The 16,641-nt window shown below is 73.5% G+C and carries 18 protein-coding genes; 11 read left to right on the plus strand and 7 right to left on the minus strand.

The window, feature by feature from the left end; genetic code table 11:
- Both AC3ET4_RS08410 and AC3ET4_RS08415 read right to left on the minus strand, forming a co-directional pair.
- A partial coding sequence (locus AC3ET4_RS08410; protein WP_431947586.1) for a transcriptional regulator occupies positions 1-359 on the minus strand: 359 nt, incomplete at its 3' end.
- A complete protein-coding gene (locus tag AC3ET4_RS08415; protein WP_431947588.1) occupies positions 356-1,066 on the minus strand; it encodes a hypothetical protein in 711 nt (236 codons plus the stop codon). The genes AC3ET4_RS08410 and AC3ET4_RS08415, both read right to left, overlap by 4 nt.
- Positions 1,067-2,222: 1,156 nt before the next feature.
- On the opposite strand from AC3ET4_RS08415, the gene AC3ET4_RS08420 reads away from it, so the two are divergent.
- The gene (locus AC3ET4_RS08420) at positions 2,223-2,411 is read left to right on the plus strand and encodes a hypothetical protein (RefSeq protein ID WP_431947589.1); all 189 of its coding nucleotides are present in this window, start codon (positions 2,223-2,225) and stop codon (positions 2,409-2,411) included.
- A 312-nt stretch (positions 2,412-2,723) separates the two neighbouring features.
- Positions 2,724-3,365, plus strand: coding sequence for a carbonic anhydrase (locus tag AC3ET4_RS08425; RefSeq protein WP_431947591.1), 642 nt, complete (start codon positions 2,724-2,726; stop codon positions 3,363-3,365).
- A gap of 55 nt (positions 3,366-3,420) precedes the next feature.
- On the opposite strand, the gene AC3ET4_RS08430 is transcribed toward AC3ET4_RS08425, so the two are convergent.
- Positions 3,421-4,401: an L-threonylcarbamoyladenylate synthase gene (locus tag AC3ET4_RS08430; RefSeq protein WP_431947593.1), complete on the minus strand. Its 981-nt coding sequence runs from the start codon at positions 4,399-4,401 to the stop codon at positions 3,421-3,423.
- Positions 4,402-4,560: 159 nt separating this feature from the next.
- On the opposite strand from AC3ET4_RS08430, the gene AC3ET4_RS08435 reads away from it, so the two are divergent.
- From AC3ET4_RS08435 to AC3ET4_RS08450, 4 genes are all read left to right on the plus strand, one after another.
- The gene (locus tag AC3ET4_RS08435) at positions 4,561-4,908 is read left to right on the plus strand and encodes an ArsR/SmtB family transcription factor (RefSeq protein ID WP_431947595.1); all 348 of its coding nucleotides are present in this window, start codon (positions 4,561-4,563) and stop codon (positions 4,906-4,908) included.
- A 4-nt stretch (positions 4,909-4,912) separates the two neighbouring features.
- A complete protein-coding gene (locus AC3ET4_RS08440; protein WP_431947597.1) occupies positions 4,913-5,149 on the plus strand; it encodes a hypothetical protein in 237 nt (78 codons plus the stop codon).
- Between the two features lie 287 nt (positions 5,150-5,436).
- Positions 5,437-5,745 carry a GYD domain-containing protein gene (locus AC3ET4_RS08445; RefSeq protein WP_431947599.1) on the plus strand — a complete coding sequence of 103 codons (309 nt, stop codon included), beginning with the start codon at positions 5,437-5,439 and terminating at the stop codon, positions 5,743-5,745.
- Positions 5,746-6,048: 303 nt separating this feature from the next.
- Entirely contained in the window at positions 6,049-6,348 is a 300-nt protein-coding gene (locus AC3ET4_RS08450) for a hypothetical protein (RefSeq protein ID WP_431947601.1), read from the plus strand.
- Between the two features lie 159 nt (positions 6,349-6,507).
- Here the strand turns inward: AC3ET4_RS08450 and AC3ET4_RS08455 are convergent, their stop codons facing one another.
- The 3 genes from AC3ET4_RS08455 to AC3ET4_RS08465 form a co-directional block, all read right to left on the minus strand.
- Positions 6,508-7,251, minus strand: coding sequence for a hypothetical protein (locus AC3ET4_RS08455; protein ID WP_431947603.1), 744 nt, complete (start codon positions 7,249-7,251; stop codon positions 6,508-6,510).
- Entirely contained in the window at positions 7,248-7,838 is a 591-nt protein-coding gene (locus AC3ET4_RS08460; protein WP_431947605.1) for an RNA polymerase sigma factor, read from the minus strand. Before AC3ET4_RS08460 ends, AC3ET4_RS08455 begins: the two co-directional genes overlap by 4 nt.
- Before the next feature lie 79 nt (positions 7,839-7,917).
- Entirely contained in the window at positions 7,918-8,337 is a 420-nt protein-coding gene (locus AC3ET4_RS08465) for a hypothetical protein (RefSeq protein ID WP_431947607.1), read from the minus strand.
- Between the two features lie 191 nt (positions 8,338-8,528).
- On the opposite strand from AC3ET4_RS08465, the gene AC3ET4_RS08470 reads away from it, so the two are divergent.
- The 3 genes from AC3ET4_RS08470 (at position 8,529) to AC3ET4_RS08480 (ending at position 11,809) form a co-directional block, all read left to right on the plus strand.
- Positions 8,529-8,750, plus strand: coding sequence for a cold shock domain-containing protein (locus AC3ET4_RS08470; protein ID WP_431947609.1), 222 nt, complete (start codon positions 8,529-8,531; stop codon positions 8,748-8,750).
- Between the two features lie 555 nt (positions 8,751-9,305).
- Positions 9,306-9,515 carry a heavy-metal-associated domain-containing protein gene (locus AC3ET4_RS08475; RefSeq protein WP_431947611.1) on the plus strand — a complete coding sequence of 70 codons (210 nt, stop codon included), beginning with the start codon at positions 9,306-9,308 and terminating at the stop codon, positions 9,513-9,515.
- Positions 9,512-11,809 (plus strand): heavy metal translocating P-type ATPase, encoded by a 2,298-nt coding sequence (locus AC3ET4_RS08480; RefSeq protein ID WP_431947613.1) that lies wholly within the window; start codon positions 9,512-9,514, stop codon positions 11,807-11,809. Before AC3ET4_RS08475 ends, AC3ET4_RS08480 begins: the two co-directional genes overlap by 4 nt.
- Positions 11,810-12,067: 258 nt before the next feature.
- Here AC3ET4_RS08480 and AC3ET4_RS08485 read toward each other — a convergent pair whose 3' ends face one another.
- Positions 12,068-14,434, minus strand: coding sequence for a D-alanyl-D-alanine carboxypeptidase (locus tag AC3ET4_RS08485; RefSeq protein WP_431947615.1), 2,367 nt, complete (start codon positions 14,432-14,434; stop codon positions 12,068-12,070).
- Between the two features lie 250 nt (positions 14,435-14,684).
- On the opposite strand from AC3ET4_RS08485, the gene AC3ET4_RS08490 reads away from it, so the two are divergent.
- Together AC3ET4_RS08490 and AC3ET4_RS08495 are read left to right on the plus strand one after the other, a co-directional pair.
- Complete coding sequence (locus AC3ET4_RS08490; RefSeq protein ID WP_431947617.1) at positions 14,685-15,395, plus strand: GOLPH3/VPS74 family protein; 711 nt, start codon at positions 14,685-14,687, stop codon at positions 15,393-15,395.
- Positions 15,396-15,659: 264 nt separating this feature from the next.
- Positions 15,660-16,517, plus strand: coding sequence for a helix-turn-helix domain-containing protein (locus AC3ET4_RS08495; RefSeq protein ID WP_431947619.1), 858 nt, complete (start codon positions 15,660-15,662; stop codon positions 16,515-16,517).
- Positions 16,518-16,641: the final 124 nt, after the last annotated feature.

Raw genomic sequence — 16,641 nt, forward strand, 5'->3', positions numbered from 1 at the left:
CCGATCACGGGGCCGGAGGCCTCCAGGCGGTGGACGAGTGCACGCAGAGCCCGGAGTTCGGCGTCCAGTGCCTGCGCGCCTTCGCGGGTGAGGGCGATCCACGTACGGGGGCGCTTGCCTGCGTAGCCCTTCTCCAAGGTGATCAGGCCTGAGTCCTCCAGCACCTTCAGATGCCGGGAGAGGTTTCCATCGGTAACGGCCAGGTGCTTCTTCAGGAAGACGAACTCAACCCGGTCGGCTTCGCGAGCGACGGTGAGGATGCCGAGCCGCACGCGCTGGTGGACGGTGTCGTCCAGCGCGTGGGTCGGATGCAGTCCTTCGTGGTTGTCACGCGCGACAGACGAGTCCTCGACGCTCATGAGGCGACGGTACCGGCAGCACCCGGGGAGGCCCGGCGGCGGACCGCCACCCGCTCCGCCAGACCAGCGAGGAGCAGGACGGCCGCAAGCAGGAGAGCCTTGGCCTGCGGGCCGTCGGTCCAGCCGGGGTGGGTGGGGTGCTCCCAGGGGAGCCACCCGCTGCCCCAAGAGGCTCCCAAGTACCCCGTGAGGACCACGGCGTGAGCAGTGCCGGCCGCTGCGGCGATCCAGCTGCGTTCGGCCATGCCGAGGGTGAGGAGTCCGATGCCGACCAGGTACCACGGGGAGGCGTAGCTGTTCTCCAGCAGTGCAGCCTCCCACGGTTGGTTCCTGCCGAACAGCAGCATGACCAGGGCCGTCGTGATCGCCGCGGTGGCTGTGACGGTTGCGCGAGTCCACACAGCGCGGCGCGGGACGATGCCGCGGGTCTCGCCACGCAGGCGATACCAGCGGGCGAAGACCAGCCATGCCAGGGGGAGGAGCGCGAACCAGACGCCCCAGGCCGCGAAGCGCAGGACAGCGCCGTCGAACTCGCCTTTCAAGCAGGGAGTTCCCGGCTCATGCACGACGCACAGGCCGGTCACCTCGGCGTAGGCGAAGGCCGGATAAGACCCGATGTAGCGCCCATGGGCCCCGAAGTTGAAGGCGTACCGGGCGACCGGAGCGACCGCCAGCGACAGGAGACGAAGCCGAGGAGCGGGACCCACGAGCCGTTCAGCTGTGTGCGGGCCCTGGCCCGCAGGCCTTCCGTCGCGGCCAACAGGCCGGCCGCGCGCGCCCTCGTCTCGGAATCCGCGCTGCTCGGTGCGGGTGGCGTTCCCATGATGTCCCCCGGTGGTCGCGTTTCGGCAGCGCTGGACATCGGATTGTCAGCTGCCATCCGCTACCGATCAACTTTGGAACGCAAAGTACATGGCCGTCAAGAGCAAGTGCACACCGACGGTGCCCCGACGGACCCCATGGGGGTCGACCACGGTCACTGCGGCCGACCGGCCAGGCCCAAGAGCCTGTTCGGCGGCTCCTGGCGGCCGAAGATGACGGCAACGGAGCTGTACGTACTCGGACCTCGGTGGTGCCGGGGGGCCTGACTCGAGGCCCTGCCACGGCAGCGCGGCAGCGCGCACAGCCACGAACAAAAATTGAAGCGGGCAGGTTCGAATCCGCCTAGGGCATACAGCGAAAGGGCCGGTTCAGGGGTTTGATGCCCTCGGACTGGGCCTTTCGCCATGAGATCCCGGTCCGGGGCGCCACCTCGCCCACAGGGAGGCACCGCGTGAGAGGGCGCGGCGCCGCTGCTCCGGTTCAGAACGGCGGGGACAAGCCACCGTGGGCACAGCCCCTTCTCGGTCTCCCGTCACGTTAGCGACTGCCCGTGATGCTCGCCCACCGACCCGAACGGCCGTCTCGCCGATTCCTCCTCCTCACCGAAGGGGCCGTCGGTGTCCTCGCAGCCGGGGAAGGTAGTGGCCCGGCCCGTGGCTCGGGGATGACCGCAGCCCGGGTGAGGCGGCGATGCCGTCGCTTGCGGGACCGCCGCTACAGCGCGAGCCGGTCGCTCACCGTTGCGAGACGGGCATCGGGAAGAGGCAGGCCGAGCCGGCGGCAGCCGAGCAGGAACGGCAGGTGCGGGCGATCGCCCGCAGGCAGGTCGACACGGGCCGCGGACCGGCGATCTCCCGAGAACGGGACGCCGAGGCGGCCGCACGCAGCACCGCCCACCGGGGGCCTGCCGGACGGGTCGCGTCACCGACCACGCACCGACAGCAATATCACCCGAACGGCCCACCATGACATGTCGCCCACACGGATGAACATCAAGCTGAGTAGTGACCCAACCGAGGCAATGCGTGAAAGGCGGACCACATGCGCATTCGACGAATCCTCACCGCCATCATCGCCACGGCAGCCCTCGCCGGACTCGGCCTCACGGGCGCTGCCACCGCCAACGCCGAAAGCCGCACCCCAGGTGAGTGCGAGCAGGGCGGCGGAACGGTCGATTGGGGACACAACATCTGCAAGGGCGGACAGTACGACGGACAGATGGTCGACTAGCCACGACCAGCCCCTACTATGCGCCCCGCGGCCGGCCGCTGCGGGGCGCACCCGCGCGACGTGAGAGTCCACGGCCTTCGGAATGCCCGTGCGTGCAGCGCCCGGGTCATGGGCCGGTCGCGGGGATGACGGACCGCCCCGGACCGCTGCCGTGATCCGGGGCTTCGCTTCTCGGCCCGCGCTTCGCCCGCGCGTCGGCCCGGAATGGGACGGCACGGTCGTGTGACCAGGCGGAACGGTCGGTGTGACCCACTCGGAGGACTCCGGTGGGCAGGAGGGGACTGCCGCTGGAAGGGGCTGTAGGCTGCCGAAATGACCGACATCCAGATCACGACGCCGCGCGACGCCTTCGATCTGCTCGTGGCCGGCAACCAGCGCTTCGTCAAGGGCACCCCCGAACACCCGAACCAGGACGCCGCTCGCCGCGCCGAGATCGCCCCGGGCCAGCAGCCCTTCGCCGTGCTGTTCGGCTGCTCGGACTCCCGGCTGGCCGCCGAGATCATCTTCGACCGCGGCCTGGGCGACCTGTTCGTGGTGCGCACCGCGGGCCACGTCGTGGGCGCGGAGGTGCTGGGCAGCGTCGAGTACGGCGTGGACGTCCTGGGCTGCCCCCTGGTCGTCGTTCTCGGTCACGACTCCTGCGGCGCGGTCGGCGCGGCGTGCGCCGCGCTGGAGGCCGGCATGGCGCCGGCCGGATATGTCCGGGACGTCGTCGAGCGGGTGACCTCCAGCGTCCTGGCGGCGCGGGCCGCCGGACGGGTCGAGCCGGAGGAGATCCTCGCCGAGCACGTCCGGCACACCGTCGACCTGCTGCTCGACCGTTCCCGAACGCTCGCTGAGAAGGTCGCCGCCGGTCAGGCCGCCGTCGTCGGCCTCTGCTACGGGCTGGCCGACGGAAATGCGCGGCTCGTGGCGGCCCGCGGCCTCGACGTGCTCGTTCCCGCTGCGTCCTGACCGCCCCGGCGGGGCAGGAGCGGTCGTCTCGCCCCGGCCCCGCATGCGGCGGCCCTCACAGACGCTCGGGCCGGGGACCCGCGGCGCGGCGGAGCCGGTTGGCGATCGCCAGGCCGAGCCCCTCCTCCCTCGGCAGGGACGCGATGATGAGCTCGCACCCGCGCTGGTCGAGCTCGCGGAGGAAGCCGTACAGCCCGCGCGCGTAGGCGTCCATCGAACCGGGGACCGCCACCGCGGCGTGCGCCTCGACCGGCGCGCCGGCGAGTGAGGGCGGGAGGAAGACTCCCACCCGGCGGCCCTGCCGCTGTGCGACCTCCGCTTCGGCGACCACCCTCTCGGGCTCCACGAGGACGACCCGGGCACGCGGCGCGTAGTGCGAGGGATGCTGCCCCGGCACGCGAACGCCGCTCGTCGAGGGGACGGCGAGTGGACGCCCCAGCGCGGCTTCGAGGTCCTCACGCGTCACCCCGCCGGGCCGCAGGATGCTCGGGGCCTCGCCCGTGACGTCGACGATGGTCGACTCGACGCCGACCGCGCAGAGGCCGCCGTCCAGCACGAAGTCGACGGCGTCGCCGAGCTCCGCGCGGACGTGGTCCGCCGCGGTGGGGCTGACGTTGCCGAAGCGGTTGGCGGACGGAGCCGTGACACCGCCGCCGAAGGCCGCCAGCAGCGCGAGGGCGACCGGGTGGTCGGGCACGCGGACGGCCACCGTCTCCAGGCCGCCGGTGGCCTCGTAGGGCACCCGGCGGCTGCGGCGCAGCACCAGGGTGAGAGGCCCCGGCCAGAAGCGTTCGGCCAGCAGGCGCGCGGTCTCCGGCACGTCCTCGACCCAGTCGTCCAGCTGGGCCGCGCCACCGATGTGGACGATCAGCGGGTGGGAGGGCGGGCGCCCCTTGACCTGGAAGATGCGCGAGACGGCGGCGGCGTCCTCGGCATTGGCTCCCAGGCCGTAGACGGTCTCGGTCGGAAAGGCCACCAGCCCTCCGGCGCGCAGCGTCCCGGCCGCCTTCTCGATGTCATCGATTCGTTCCGTCACGCTCGCAATCCTAGATGTGCGCCATTGGGTGCGTATGGCCGTCCGGCCCGGGACTGAGGGGGTCCGCGGGCAGCCGCGCGCTCCCCCGGGCGGCGCCGCCGTGATGGTTGACACGCCTTCTGCACATGCCAATAATTCTTTGCAGGTGCAGGAGGTCTTATGCAGACTAAGGATCTGACGGGCGAGGGTCTGGTCAGAGTGCTGGCGACGCTCGCGAGTCCCCACCGGATGCGCGTTCTCGCTGCCCTGTCGGCCGGTCCCACCTATGTGAGCCAGCTGGCCCGCGACCTGGGGATCAGCAGGGCTCTGCTGCAAGTGCACCTCAAGCGGCTGGAGGCGGTGGGCTTGGTCGCGTCCTGGATCGAGGTGTCCGACGACGGCAAGGCGATGAAGTTCTACGCAGTGACGCCGTTCGAGTTGCATCTGACACCGCAAACGCTGACGACTGCGGCCGAGTCGCTTCCGGAGGGTTCGGAACGCGGCGAGGCCACCGAGAAGGAGCCCTGAGGACATGCCCAGCTGGATCATCGAGGAGATCGTCGCCATCCCCGTCATCGGTTTCGTGCTGGTGGCGGTGATCCGGCTGATCGGCACGCACCTGCGGTCGAAGGCCGAACTGGCCCGGGACGTCGAGTACCGGGCGATCGCCGAGCGGGCCGTCGCGAACCAGGAGGCCCTGCAGAGCAGTCTGTCCGGGATAGAGGCGCGGGTCGCGAAGATCGAGCACGTCCTCAAGGACGTCGAGTGAAGGCGGCACCACATCGCTGTCCTCCGCCCGGTCCGGCGAGTGCGGCCGTAGGCGGGCGGCGCTCGCGGACCGACGAGGCCGTCGTCGGCGCGAAAGAGGCGCGAGGGGCAGGCGGCCGGGCGCCCGGCGGCCACGGTGCCGGGCGCCAAGGCGATGGCTTCGCAAGGGCGTTGGGGCATGAGGCTCCGGGACCGACGGCCGGCCACGCGCCGGATGCGGCCCGCCTGGGGCGCACATACGCTGAGAGGGAGCGCTGTTCTCCGTTCTCCGTGTCGAGGTGAGAGACCGTGCCGCGCTACATCACGCTGCTGAACTGGACCGACCAGGGGATCCGCGCGTACGCCGACACGGCCGAGCGGGCCGACGCGTTCGGCGCCGCGCTGCGGGACGCAGGGGGGAGACTGGCCGAGATCTACTGGACGGTAGGGCCCTACGACCTCGTCGCGGTCGTCGAGGCGCCCGACGACGAGACCGCCGCCGCGGCGCTGCTGCGGCTCGGCGCGGTCGGCAACGTCCGCAGCACCACCATGCGGGCGTTCGGGCGGAACGAGGTCGAGGGCGTCATCGCCAAGGCCTCTGACCGAGGGGCGGGTTGAGAGGGGCGGGTTGACGCGAAGGCGGCGATCGGAGCGGCCCCCCGTCGTGGGTGCGCCGGCCTTCGGATCGTGGGACCCGGCCCGGTGAATGGGGCGATCGCGCACATACCGCCTCGGCGCGCGGCCCACCGGTTGCCGTGCGGGCTCTGGGTGTTGACCTGCGTTCCAGATCATCACAAGATGACGCGTACGGCACCGCGCCGCGTTCGCCGGCCGGGCCGTCCTCGACCGCCTCGCCCGCTCCGGCACGGGCAGGCCGGTGTGCCCTCCGGTGCGTCCGGAATCCTGGAAGGTCACGCATCCATGCAGAGCTTCGCCTCGACGCAATTGGCTCCCCCTGCCGCCTACTTCCAGACAGCGGCGCTCTGCTGCCTGGTGGCGGTCGTGCTCATACGGGCGGGCCGTGTGTGGCGCCGCGCGGCCCGGGGCCTGCTCGCCCCCGACGAGCCGGTGCGGGTGGAGTCCGCGACGGCGCCCCTTCCGGCGCCGGCACGGGCGAAGGGCAACCGGACGGTGGGGCGGGTCTACCTCGGCTTCGGCTGGTTCCTGGCGGTGGGGACGGTCGTCAACCTGGTCAACGGTTTCCGTTCGGTCTGGGGCTGAAGGCCGTCTCGCGGACGGTGGACGGCGCGGCGACGCCCGCCGTGCCGGGAACCCTCGTCGTCTCGCACGGTGTCACATCACACACGCCCACGGTGTGGACCTGACGGCGTACGCCCGCGCCCGGTGGGTCGCATTCCGTCCCGTCCGGGCATCCGCTCCTCAACGGCTGCGGCGTCCCTCCGAAGGCGTCCCGGAAGCCGGTGGCCGCGCAGCGACGCCGGCGCCCGGAACGCCTTCGCAGTAGGGGCCCACGGCCTCTTCCCCGCCCGCCGCCTGCTCCAGCGCGGCCCGTCCGGCGGCGTCCATGGCCTCGCCGCGCCCGGCGGCCCTGGCGTACGCGCGGCAGAGCCCCTGCGGTTCCGCCCCGGCGAGGCCGGGGGGCGTGGCGCGTGTGTGCGGCACGGCCGGCGGCGCGCCCGGGGAGGACCCTCGCGCCGTGGGTCTCTTGGGCGGCGTAGGCACCGGTGCGGAGGGCGTGGCGGCGGCGGAGGCGGTGCCGGCGGAGGCGGTGCCGGCGGGGGCGACCGGCGCGGCCGGCCCTGCCGAGCCGGAGGTCGCCGGACGGGGTCCGGTCGTGGCCGAGTGGAAGGGGTTCCGCAGCGTGCCGGACTGCGCGGCGACGGCCACGCCGCCCAGCGCCAAGACCGCCGCCAGCTCGCCGACCGCCGCCCGGGCGCGTCGGCCGAGGACCCGCCGCGAGGCACGGGCGTCCCGCGCCTGTCGGTAGGCGGCCAGCGCCTCCTGCTCCCGTTCCGGGTCCCCCGGCGACGGCACCGATGCGGCCGCCAGGAGAGCGGCCAGACGGGACGCCCCGCCGTCGGCGTCCTCGGCGGCAGCGCCGTCGAGCAGCCGCTCCGCGAGGGCCGCGGTCAGCCAGTCCTGGTGTGCTCCGCTGTCCTTCATCCTCGGCTCCCCCCGTCACCGTCAAGGCGCTCCGCCAGCCGTTTGAGGCCCCGGTGGGCGGCGGTGCGCACCGCGCCCGGCCGCTTGCCCAGGACCTTGGCCGCGGTCGGCGCGGTGAGTCCGACGACCACCCGCAGCAGGACCGCCTCGGCCTGGTCCTGCGGCAGCCCGGCGATCAGATCGAGCGCCCTGCGCGTCGACAGGTTCTCCAGGGCCGAACCGCCGGCGTCCTCGGCGGTCATCGGCTCGGTGGCGCCGTCCTCGAGGGGCGTGGTGCGCGGCCGCGCCTTGATCCTCCTGACGTGGTCCAGGGCCCGGTGCCGGGCGATGGCCGCGGCCCAGCCGCGGAAGGCCTGGCCGTCGCCGCGGAAGCGCGGAATGCCCCGGACGATGTCGTGCCAGGTCTCGGAGGCCACGTCCTCGGCGTCGTCGCCGACCAGGCCGCGCAGGTATCCCAGGAGCATCGGATGGACCTCGCGGTAGACGACGGCGAACGCGGCCTCGTCACCGCCGCGGGCCTGCCGGACCGCGTCCCCCAGTTCGCCCTCGTCCGCCCGGCCGTGCCGACGGACCTCCGCCTTGCCCACTGCGTCCTCTTCGTGCTCGTCGCCCCGTGCGTGCCGCCGTGTCGCGCCGCGGGAGTCCGGCCCCGCGGCAGGGCGGAACTCACCCCTGGCTCCGGCCCAGCACGGAGAGGCAGAAGAGACGCAGACTGTCCGCCGCGCCGTTCTCGTACCGCTTCACCACCCGTCCGAGCGGGTTCCAGACCCGCCCGTCCGGTGTGCGGATCCCGAACGGCTGCCCGAATGTACCGCGCTCCGTTTCATCGAATTCCACCCAGGCGGCCCCCGCGGCCCGGACCAGCACCTCGCCCGTGTAGGCGCCGAAAGCCCGGAGGGTGGGTGCCACCGCCTGGAGAGGGGGTTCCTCACGGCGGATGGCCTCGATGACCCGGTCGACCAGGGTGAGGCTCGCCGGGGTGTAGTCGAGCCTGATCCCGGCCCCTTCCCGGGCCGTCGCCACCACGTCCGCGGCGAGGCGGGGCCCGAGCACGGCCACCGGTGGGTCGTTCACGTCCTGCTTCATCTGCCCCTCGCTCCTCGGGCCCGTGTGCGGCGCCGCACGGTGCTCTTCACGGGGGCGCAACCGGCCTCGAAACCGTTACACCCCGGTCCGGGCCGGCCGGCGGGGGCTGCGGCAGGGACGTCGCGCGGGGCCGTGACGCCCTGCGGTGTCGTGGACGCGCCGGGCGGCGCGGACGCGCTTAGGCTGCGGGCATGGCTCATGCGACCGTACGCGAGTGGTACGAGGAAGAGGGCTGGGGCGTGCTGGACTGCCCGGAGACGCCCGGGGGGTGCTTCGCCCACTACAGCGACATCGAGATGAACGGCTTCCGCACGCTGTCCGCCGGCCAGTCGGTGGCTCTGGAGTGGGAGGCGCCGGGCTTCGCCCAGGACGGGTACGCGTACCGGGCCCTGCGGATCGTCCCGAAGGGCTGACCGGGTCCGCGGCTCGGCCCGCGTCCCCCGGGAGACGGCGGTGCGGTCGCCGGTGTGCGGCGCCGCGCACCTCGGGGGACGTCATGGACGACCAGGGCGCAGGGCAGGGCAGGGCCCGGCGGCGGACCTCCGTGTGGACGGCCTCGCCGCGGGCGGCGAGCGCATCCGCGTCGGGTGCGGGCGTCCACCCGTACCCCCCGGGAAGGACGGACCGACCGGAGGCGTTCTATCGCTGGACGTCTCCTTGCGACGCGCACCCGGGCATGCCGTCCGGCTCGGGCAGCGCGGTGCCGCGAGGCGCGGCGCCCGAACCGGCGGCGACGGGCACGACGCGCCCGCCGCGGAGGGGCCGGCGAAGCCCCGGCAGGTCGGGCCGAGTTGCCGCGGCCTGCCGCGCGGCCTGGGCCCGCGGGGCGCGCGGACCCCGCGCCACACCTCCCCCGGTTCTCCCGCCCTCCCCTTCCCTGATACCCCCAGGGGGTATAGTTTGGCGGAGGTGGACGACACGGTGCCCGCGCCGCCCACCGGACCACACAGAACGCAGGAGGAGAACCCATGTCTGTCAGCTACAGCGTCTCCGGGATGAGCTGCGGTCACTGCGAGTCCGCGGTCAGCAAGGAGGTCTCGGCCCTCCCCGGCGTGACCGGCATCACCGTGGACGCCAAGACCGGCCTGCTCACCATCGACTCCGACGCGCCCCTGGAGGAGGCGGCCGTCCGCGCGGCCGTCGACGAGGCCGGATACGAGCTGGTCGGCCGGGCATGACCCTCCCGGATCAGCGGCAGGTCACCCCGCGGATCGCCGAGCAGGCCGCCCCCGCGGCCGTCACCGAGCTCGAACTCGCGATCGGCGGGATGACCTGCGCCTCGTGTGCGGCGCGGATCGAGAAGAAGCTCAACCGGATGGACGGCGTCACGGCCACCGTCAACTACGCCACCGAGAAGGCCAAGGTGGCGTTCGGCGACGGGATCGGCGTCGGCGACCTGATCGCCACCGTCGAGGCCACCGGCTACACCGCCGCGCTCCCCGCCCCGCCGGTCGCCGCCCCGCCGCTCGACGCCGCGCCCCAGCAGGAGCCCGAACCGCACGAGCTCACCGTGCTGCGGCAGCGGCTGCTGACCGCCGTCGTGCTCGCCGTGCCCGTCATCGCGACGGCCATGGTGCCGGCCCTGCAGTTCCGCAACTGGCAGTGGCTGTCGCTGGCCCTGGCCGCGCCGGTCGTGGCGTACGCCGCGTGGCCCTTCCACCGGGCGGCGTGGACGAACCTGCGGCACGGCGCCACCACCATGGACACGCTGATCTCCATGGGCACGCTGGCCGCCTTCGGCTGGTCGGTGTGGGCGCTGTTCCTCGGCGACGCGGGCGCACCCGGCCTCACGCACCCCTTCGAGCTGACCGTCGCCCCCGGCCACGGCTCCGCCGACCTGTACCTGGAGGTCGCCTCCGGCGTCACCGCCTTCATCCTGGCCGGGCGCTACTTCGAGGCCCGTGCCAAGCGCCGGGCGGGCGCCGCGCTGCGCGCCCTGATGGAGCTGGGCGCCAGGGACGTCGGCGTCCTGCGCGACGGGCGCGAGGTACGCGTCCCGACGGCCGAACTCGCCGTCGGCGACCTCTTCGTGGTGCGCCCGGGCGAGAAGATCGCCACCGACGGCGTCGTACGGGAGGGCACCTCGGCGGTCGACGCCTCGATGCTCACCGGCGAGTCCGTACCGGTCGAGGTGGGGCCGGGCGAGGCCGTCACCGGCGCCACGGTGAACGCCGGCGGCCGACTGGTCGTGGAGGCCGCCCGGGTCGGCGCCGACACGCAACTGGCACGGATGGCACGCCTGGTGGAGGACGCCCAGAACGGCAAGGCGGCGGCGCAGCGCCTCGCCGACCGGATCTCCGCGGTGTTCGTCCCCGTGGTGATCGGGCTCGCCCTGGCGACCCTCGGCTTCTGGCTCGGCAACGGCTCGGGCCCGGCCGCCGCCTTCACCGCGGCCGTCGCCGTGCTGATCATCGCCTGCCCGTGCGCGCTCGGCCTGGCCACGCCCACGGCGCTGCTGGTCGGCACCGGACGGGGCGCACAGCTGGGCATCCTCATCAAGGGGCCCGAGGTCCTCGAGACCACCCGGCGCATCGACACCATCGTGCTGGACAAGACCGGCACGGTCACCACCGGCGCCATGACGCTGACCGCCGTCCATCCGGCCGAGGGGGAGCGGGAGGACGAGGTGCTGCGCCTGGCCGGCGCGCTGGAGCACGCCTCCGAGCACCCCATCGCCCGCGCCGTCGCCCGGGCGGCGGAGGAGCGCACCGGCGCCCTGCCCGGCGTCACGGGCTTCCGGGCCCTGTCCGGCATCGGCGTCCAGGGCACCGTGGACGGCCACGAGGTCACCGTCGGGCGCCAGGAGCTGCCCGAGCCGCTGCCGGCGGGGCTGGCCCGCGCCAAGGCGGAGGCCGAGGCCCGCGGCAGCACCGTCGTCACCGCCGCCTGGGACGGCCGGGCCCGGGCCGTGCTCGTCGTCGCCGACGCGGTGAAGCCGACCAGCGCCGACGCCGTGCGCATGCTGCGCGGGCTGGGCCTCACCCCGGTGCTGCTCACCGGGGACAACGAGACGGTGGCCCGGGCCGTCGCCGCCGAGGTGGGCATCGACGCCGTCGATGTGATCGCGGACGTCATGCCGGAGGACAAGGTCGCCGTCGTGGCCCGGCTCCAACGGGAGGGGAAGTCCGTCGCCATGGTGGGGGACGGCGTCAACGACGCCGCCGCGCTGGCCCGCGCCGACCTCGGGCTCGCCCTGGGCACCGGCACGGACGCCGCCATCGAGGCGAGCGACCTGACGCTGGTCCGGGGCGACCTGCGGGTCGCCGCCGACGCCATCCGGCTGTCCCGGCGGACCCTCGGCACGATCAAGGGCAACCTCGTCTGGGCCTTCGGCTACAACGTGGCGGCCCTGCCGCTCGCCGCCGCCGGGCTGCTCAACCCGATGATCGCGGGCGCCGCCATGGCCTTCTCGTCGGTCTTCGTGGTCGGCAACTCCCTGCGGCTGCGCGGCTTCCGGCCCCTCGCCCGCTGACGGCGCCGAGCACGCCGAGCGCCGCGACCGCCCCCGGACCGCCGGGGGCGGTCGCTCGCGTTTTCGGGCCCGGCGCCCCGCCGGTCTGAACGAACGTCAGGGCAGGTGGCGGGTGCGGGCAGCGGGTGCGGATGAGCGCCGGGCCGTTCCGTCCGCCCGCCGAGTAGGCGAAGGCGGGCCGGCCGGCTGGACCATCGCACGTGGTCCGGCCGGCCCGCCCCGCCGATGGACCCGCAACCGCGGGCGGGGCCGACCGGGTCAGGAGACCCGGGTCAGCTTCGAGCCGAGGGAGGGTTCGACGAGGGCCGTCTCCAGCAGCACCGGCACGGTGGTCGCGCCGTCGCCGCTCCCGACGACCAGCGTGCCGACCCGGGCGCCGGCCTGCGCCGTGTGCGGGACGCCGCCCTTGAGGGCCTCCACCGAGATGGCGACCTTCAGACCGGCCCAGCCGATCGCGGTGACGTCCTTCCCGGCCACCACCGGGGTCCGGCCGCCGAGACCGTCGTCGACGTAGCCGACGACATCGCCCTTCTTGATGATCGTGGCGGAGGCGAGCGCGTCCCTTGTGCCGTCGATCAGGGTGCGGCTGCGGCTGAGGACGGTGTCGATGATCGGCGCCTTCTGCTGGTCGAGCATCGCGCCGACGATCAGCTGCCGGGTGCCGCCGATCGTGCGGTAGGCGGCGAAGAGCAGGTTGCCGCCGGCCTTCGTGCTGGTGCCCGTCTTGATGCCGACGATGCCGTTGTAGCCGGCCAGCTGGTTGTAGTTCTTCTGGACCCCGCCGTTGATGTCCGTGTACTGGATCTTGCCGGCGATCTCCGCGAAGACCGGGTCCTGCATCGCCGCGTGCCCCAGCTTGACCTGGTCGCTCGCGGTGCTGACGGTGGTCGCCTCCAGACCGCTCGGGTCGGTGTACGTCGTGTCGTCCATCCCGAGTTCCCGGGCGGCGGCGTTCATCTTCTCCACGAACGCGGCCTCGGAACCCGCGTCCCAGCGCGCCAGCAGGCGGGCGATGTTGTTGGCCGAGGGCAGCATGACGGCTTCCAGGGCCTCGTACTCGGTGAGTTCCTGCCCCTCGGTGACGGGGACGACGGACTCCGAGGCCGCGAGCCCGCTGTGGTACTGGTCCTCGGCCTTCTGGTCGACCTCGACCGTCTCGCCCTTGCCGCCCTTCTTGATCGGGTGGTCGCGCAGGATGACGTAGGTCGTCATCACCTTGGCGACGCTCGCGATCGGGGTCGGCTTCTGCTCGCCGAACGCGCCGACGCGGCCCAGGCCCTCGGCCTCGACGACGGCCTGGCCCTCGCTGGGCCAGGGCAGCGAGAGCTTGCCGCCCTCGAAGGTGTACGAGCTCGCGGCGGTCGCCCTCAGCTCCGGCTCGGGCAGCGGGCGCAGCGCCTGCGCCACGCAGAACACCGCGACCAGCAGCAGGACCAGCGGGGTCCAGATCTTGATCCGGCGCACGGTCGTGCGCAGCGGCGTCTGGGGCGGCGGCGGGGTGTTGGTCAGCTCCGCCAGCAGCCGCAGCGGCTCGTCGGGGTCGGGCGGCAGCGGCATCTGCTTCGTCCGCGAGCCGCCGCCCGGCTCCGTGGCCTGCGGGGGCGCGGTCCCCGCCGGTTGCGGGGGCTGCTGGGGCTGCGGGATCGCGGGCGGCCGGTCGTCCGTGCGCAGCGGGACGAACGTTCCGCTGGGCCGGGGAGGCGACGCGGCGGGCGCGGGGGCGGAGGGCGCCGAGGCGGGCGGCACGGAGGCAGCGGGCACGGAGGCAGCGGGCACGGACGCGGAGGGCGCGGACGCGGAGGGCGCGGGTGCCGCGGCAACGGGCGCGCGCAAGGTCAGGGTGCCGCTGTCGCGGACCGGCGTGCCGGCGCCCTCCGCGCCGGGCGCGCGCAGCGTGAGCGTGCCCTCCCCGGCCCTGGGGGCGTCGTGGCCGCCCCCGGACGCCTCGCGCGCCCCGGATCCGCCCTTGACGCCTCCCGGGCCCTGCGAGGGGCCTTCGGCGCCGTCGGGCCCGGAACCCTCCCGCGGGGTCTCGTCCCTTGACTGCCCGGCGGTGTCCGCGGGGGCGTCCTGCTCTGCTTGCGGCCGCGCGTCGTCGGCGGCGGGGGCGTCCTCCTGGGGCGCCTCCGGACCGTCCGCGGGGGTCTGCTCGTCCGCGTCGCCGGGCCCGGCCTCCTTCGCGGACCTCCCGCCCTCGGGCTTCTGCTCCGGCTCCGGCTCCGCCTTCGGTTCCGCGCCTTCCGCGGTACCGGCAGCGGCCTCGCGTCCCTCCAGGGGCGCGCCGGCCTCCTCCGCGACCACGTCGTCCGTGCGGGATTCCGCGCCACCGCGTGCGCCGCCGGCACCCGTGGCGTCTCCCGCGTCCGGCGTAGCGTCCCGCGCCCCGCCGTCCGCGTCCGCACCCTCGTCCGGCGTATCCGAAGCACTCGGCTCCGGCGTCGGTGCGTCCGTTCCTTCCGGCGGCTCCGGCACGGACTCCGGCTCGCCGGAGACCGGTTCGGCCGCGCCGCGCGGCGCTCCCACGACCCCGTGGAAGACCGTCAGCCGCGGATCCACCGCCCCGCCTCCGGTCGCCTCCCCCGACGACTCCTGCTGCTCCGCCCTGCCGGGGGACTCGCCCGCCACCGGACCTCCTCCACACGTCGCGAGGGGCGCCTCCGCGGCGCCCCGCTCACCGATACACCAGTTTCCCGGCCCCTGCCGTGCTGCCGCCGCGGGACCCGCCGCGGGGCAGCCGGCCTCCTGCGAGCCACCGCCGCCCCGTTGTCAGACGCAAACGACATATGAGTCGGTTCCCGCACGAACGGGCAAGGCGCTCTCGACAGGCCGGTGTGAGAGGCGTCACCCTGTCATTCATCCACGCGGGGAGGCATGGATGGGCAGGAGCCGCAGAACACTTCCGGAGGAGCTATTGCTGCTCGCCCTGGACCCGGCCACGGGTACCACGGCGCAGCCGCAGTCGCTCGACCTCGGTCTTGCGGGGGCACAGCTAGTGGAGCTGGCCCTGGCAGGACGGATAGCCCCTGACGGGGATCGTATCGCCGTGGTGCACCCACGGCCGACAGGAGATCCGACCCTGGACTCCGCGCTCGAACTGCTGCGCCGACGCGGCAGTCCGGTGCGCGCCGTCCACTGGATCGGCGGGCCCCGGCTGGGGCTGCGACAGACGTATCTGGCGCATCTGGAACGGTGCGGCATGGTGCACGCCGTGCCGGGACAGATGTGCGGGGTGCTGCCGACCACTCGCTATCAGGCGACCGACAGCGACGTCAGCCGGGAGATCAGGGCCCGACTGGACAGCGCGATCCGCACCGGGGTGCCACCGGACCCGCGGACCGCCGCGCTCGCCGCGATCGCCCATGCGGTGGGGCTCGGCAAGCACCTGTACCCGGGCAACGAGGGCCGGTCGTCCCGGTCACGGCTACGTGACCTGATCCGGTACGACCCCATGGGCGGCCTCGTCGCGCACGCCGTGATGGACGTGCAGAACGGCGCCGCCGCGCAGCAGAAGCGCGCCCCCGCCCAGGGTCGTCCGGCGGCGACGAGGGCGACGGGCCACGGCATGGTCCGCGCCGGCGTTCGCTGAGCCGGAGCGTCCGGGGACCAGACCCGGACACCTGACGTCGGCGATTCCCACGCAACAGCGACGCGCGGGGCGGCGACCGGCACCGGCCGGCCGCCGCCCCGCGCGTCGCCGTTCGTGCACGCGTCGCCGTTTGTGCGCTCTTTTGAAGAGCGCAGCATATGACCAATTCCCAGCGGCGGGATGACCGATAGTGGCACTCTGCTGACCAGCAGTACATATCTGCAGAGAACGCGGACCAGTCCGGAATCCGGAGGTGCACATCCCGTGGCCGCCAACGTCAATCCCACCGTCAGGCGACGCCGACTCGGCTCGGAACTGCGCAAGCTGCGCGAGCAGAAGGGGATGACCGCGGAGGAGGTCGCCGCACGGCTGCTGGTCTCCCAGTCGAAGATCAGCAGGCTGGAGAACGGGCGCCGCAGCATCAGCCAGCGTGACGTGCGCGATCTGTGCGGCGTGTACGGGGTCGAGGACAGCCGCCTGGTGGACTCCCTGATGAACATGGCGCGCGAGTCCCGCCAGCAGGGCTGGTGGCACGCCTTCGGCGACGTCCCCTACAGCGTCTACATCGGCCTGGAGACCGAGGCCGAGTCCCTGCGCGTCTACGAATCCCTCATCGTGCCGGGGCTGCTGCAGACCCGCGCCTACGCCGAGGCGGTCATCGAGGGCATGTGGCCGGAGGCGACTCCCGCCGATCTCGACAAGCGCATCCAGGTGCGGCTCAAGCGGCAGGAACGCATCCTGGACCCCGTCAAACCGCTGCGCTACTGGGCCGTCGTCGACGAGGCGCTCCTGCGCCGCGTGGTGGGCAGCAGGGTGGTGATGCGCGAGCAACTGGAGCACCTGGCGCACGTGAGCTCCATGCCGCACGTCACACTGCAGGTGCTCCCCTACACCGTGGGGGCCCACCCGGGGATGTACGGCAAGTTCGCCATCCTGGAGTTCGAGGACGAGTCCGACGCCAGCGTGGTCTACCTCGAGGGCGTCACGAGCGACCTGTACCTCGAGAAGCCGTCGGACGTGCAGAGCTACAGCGTGATGTACGAGCATTTGAGGGCCCAGGCGCTGAATGCCGAGCAGTCGAGGCAGTTCGTGATCGACATCGCCAAGGAGTACGCCACCTGACGGGGCCTCAGCAGGCAGGAGGGCGGCAGGGTACACCGCGGGAACCATGGCGAAAGCGGGTCATGGAATATGCCATCCGGTCGGGTGAAGCAGCCATCCGGGGAGCGAAGTTGGCGAGTAGCGT

It is taken from the genome of Actinacidiphila sp. bgisy167, assembly GCF_057707665.1.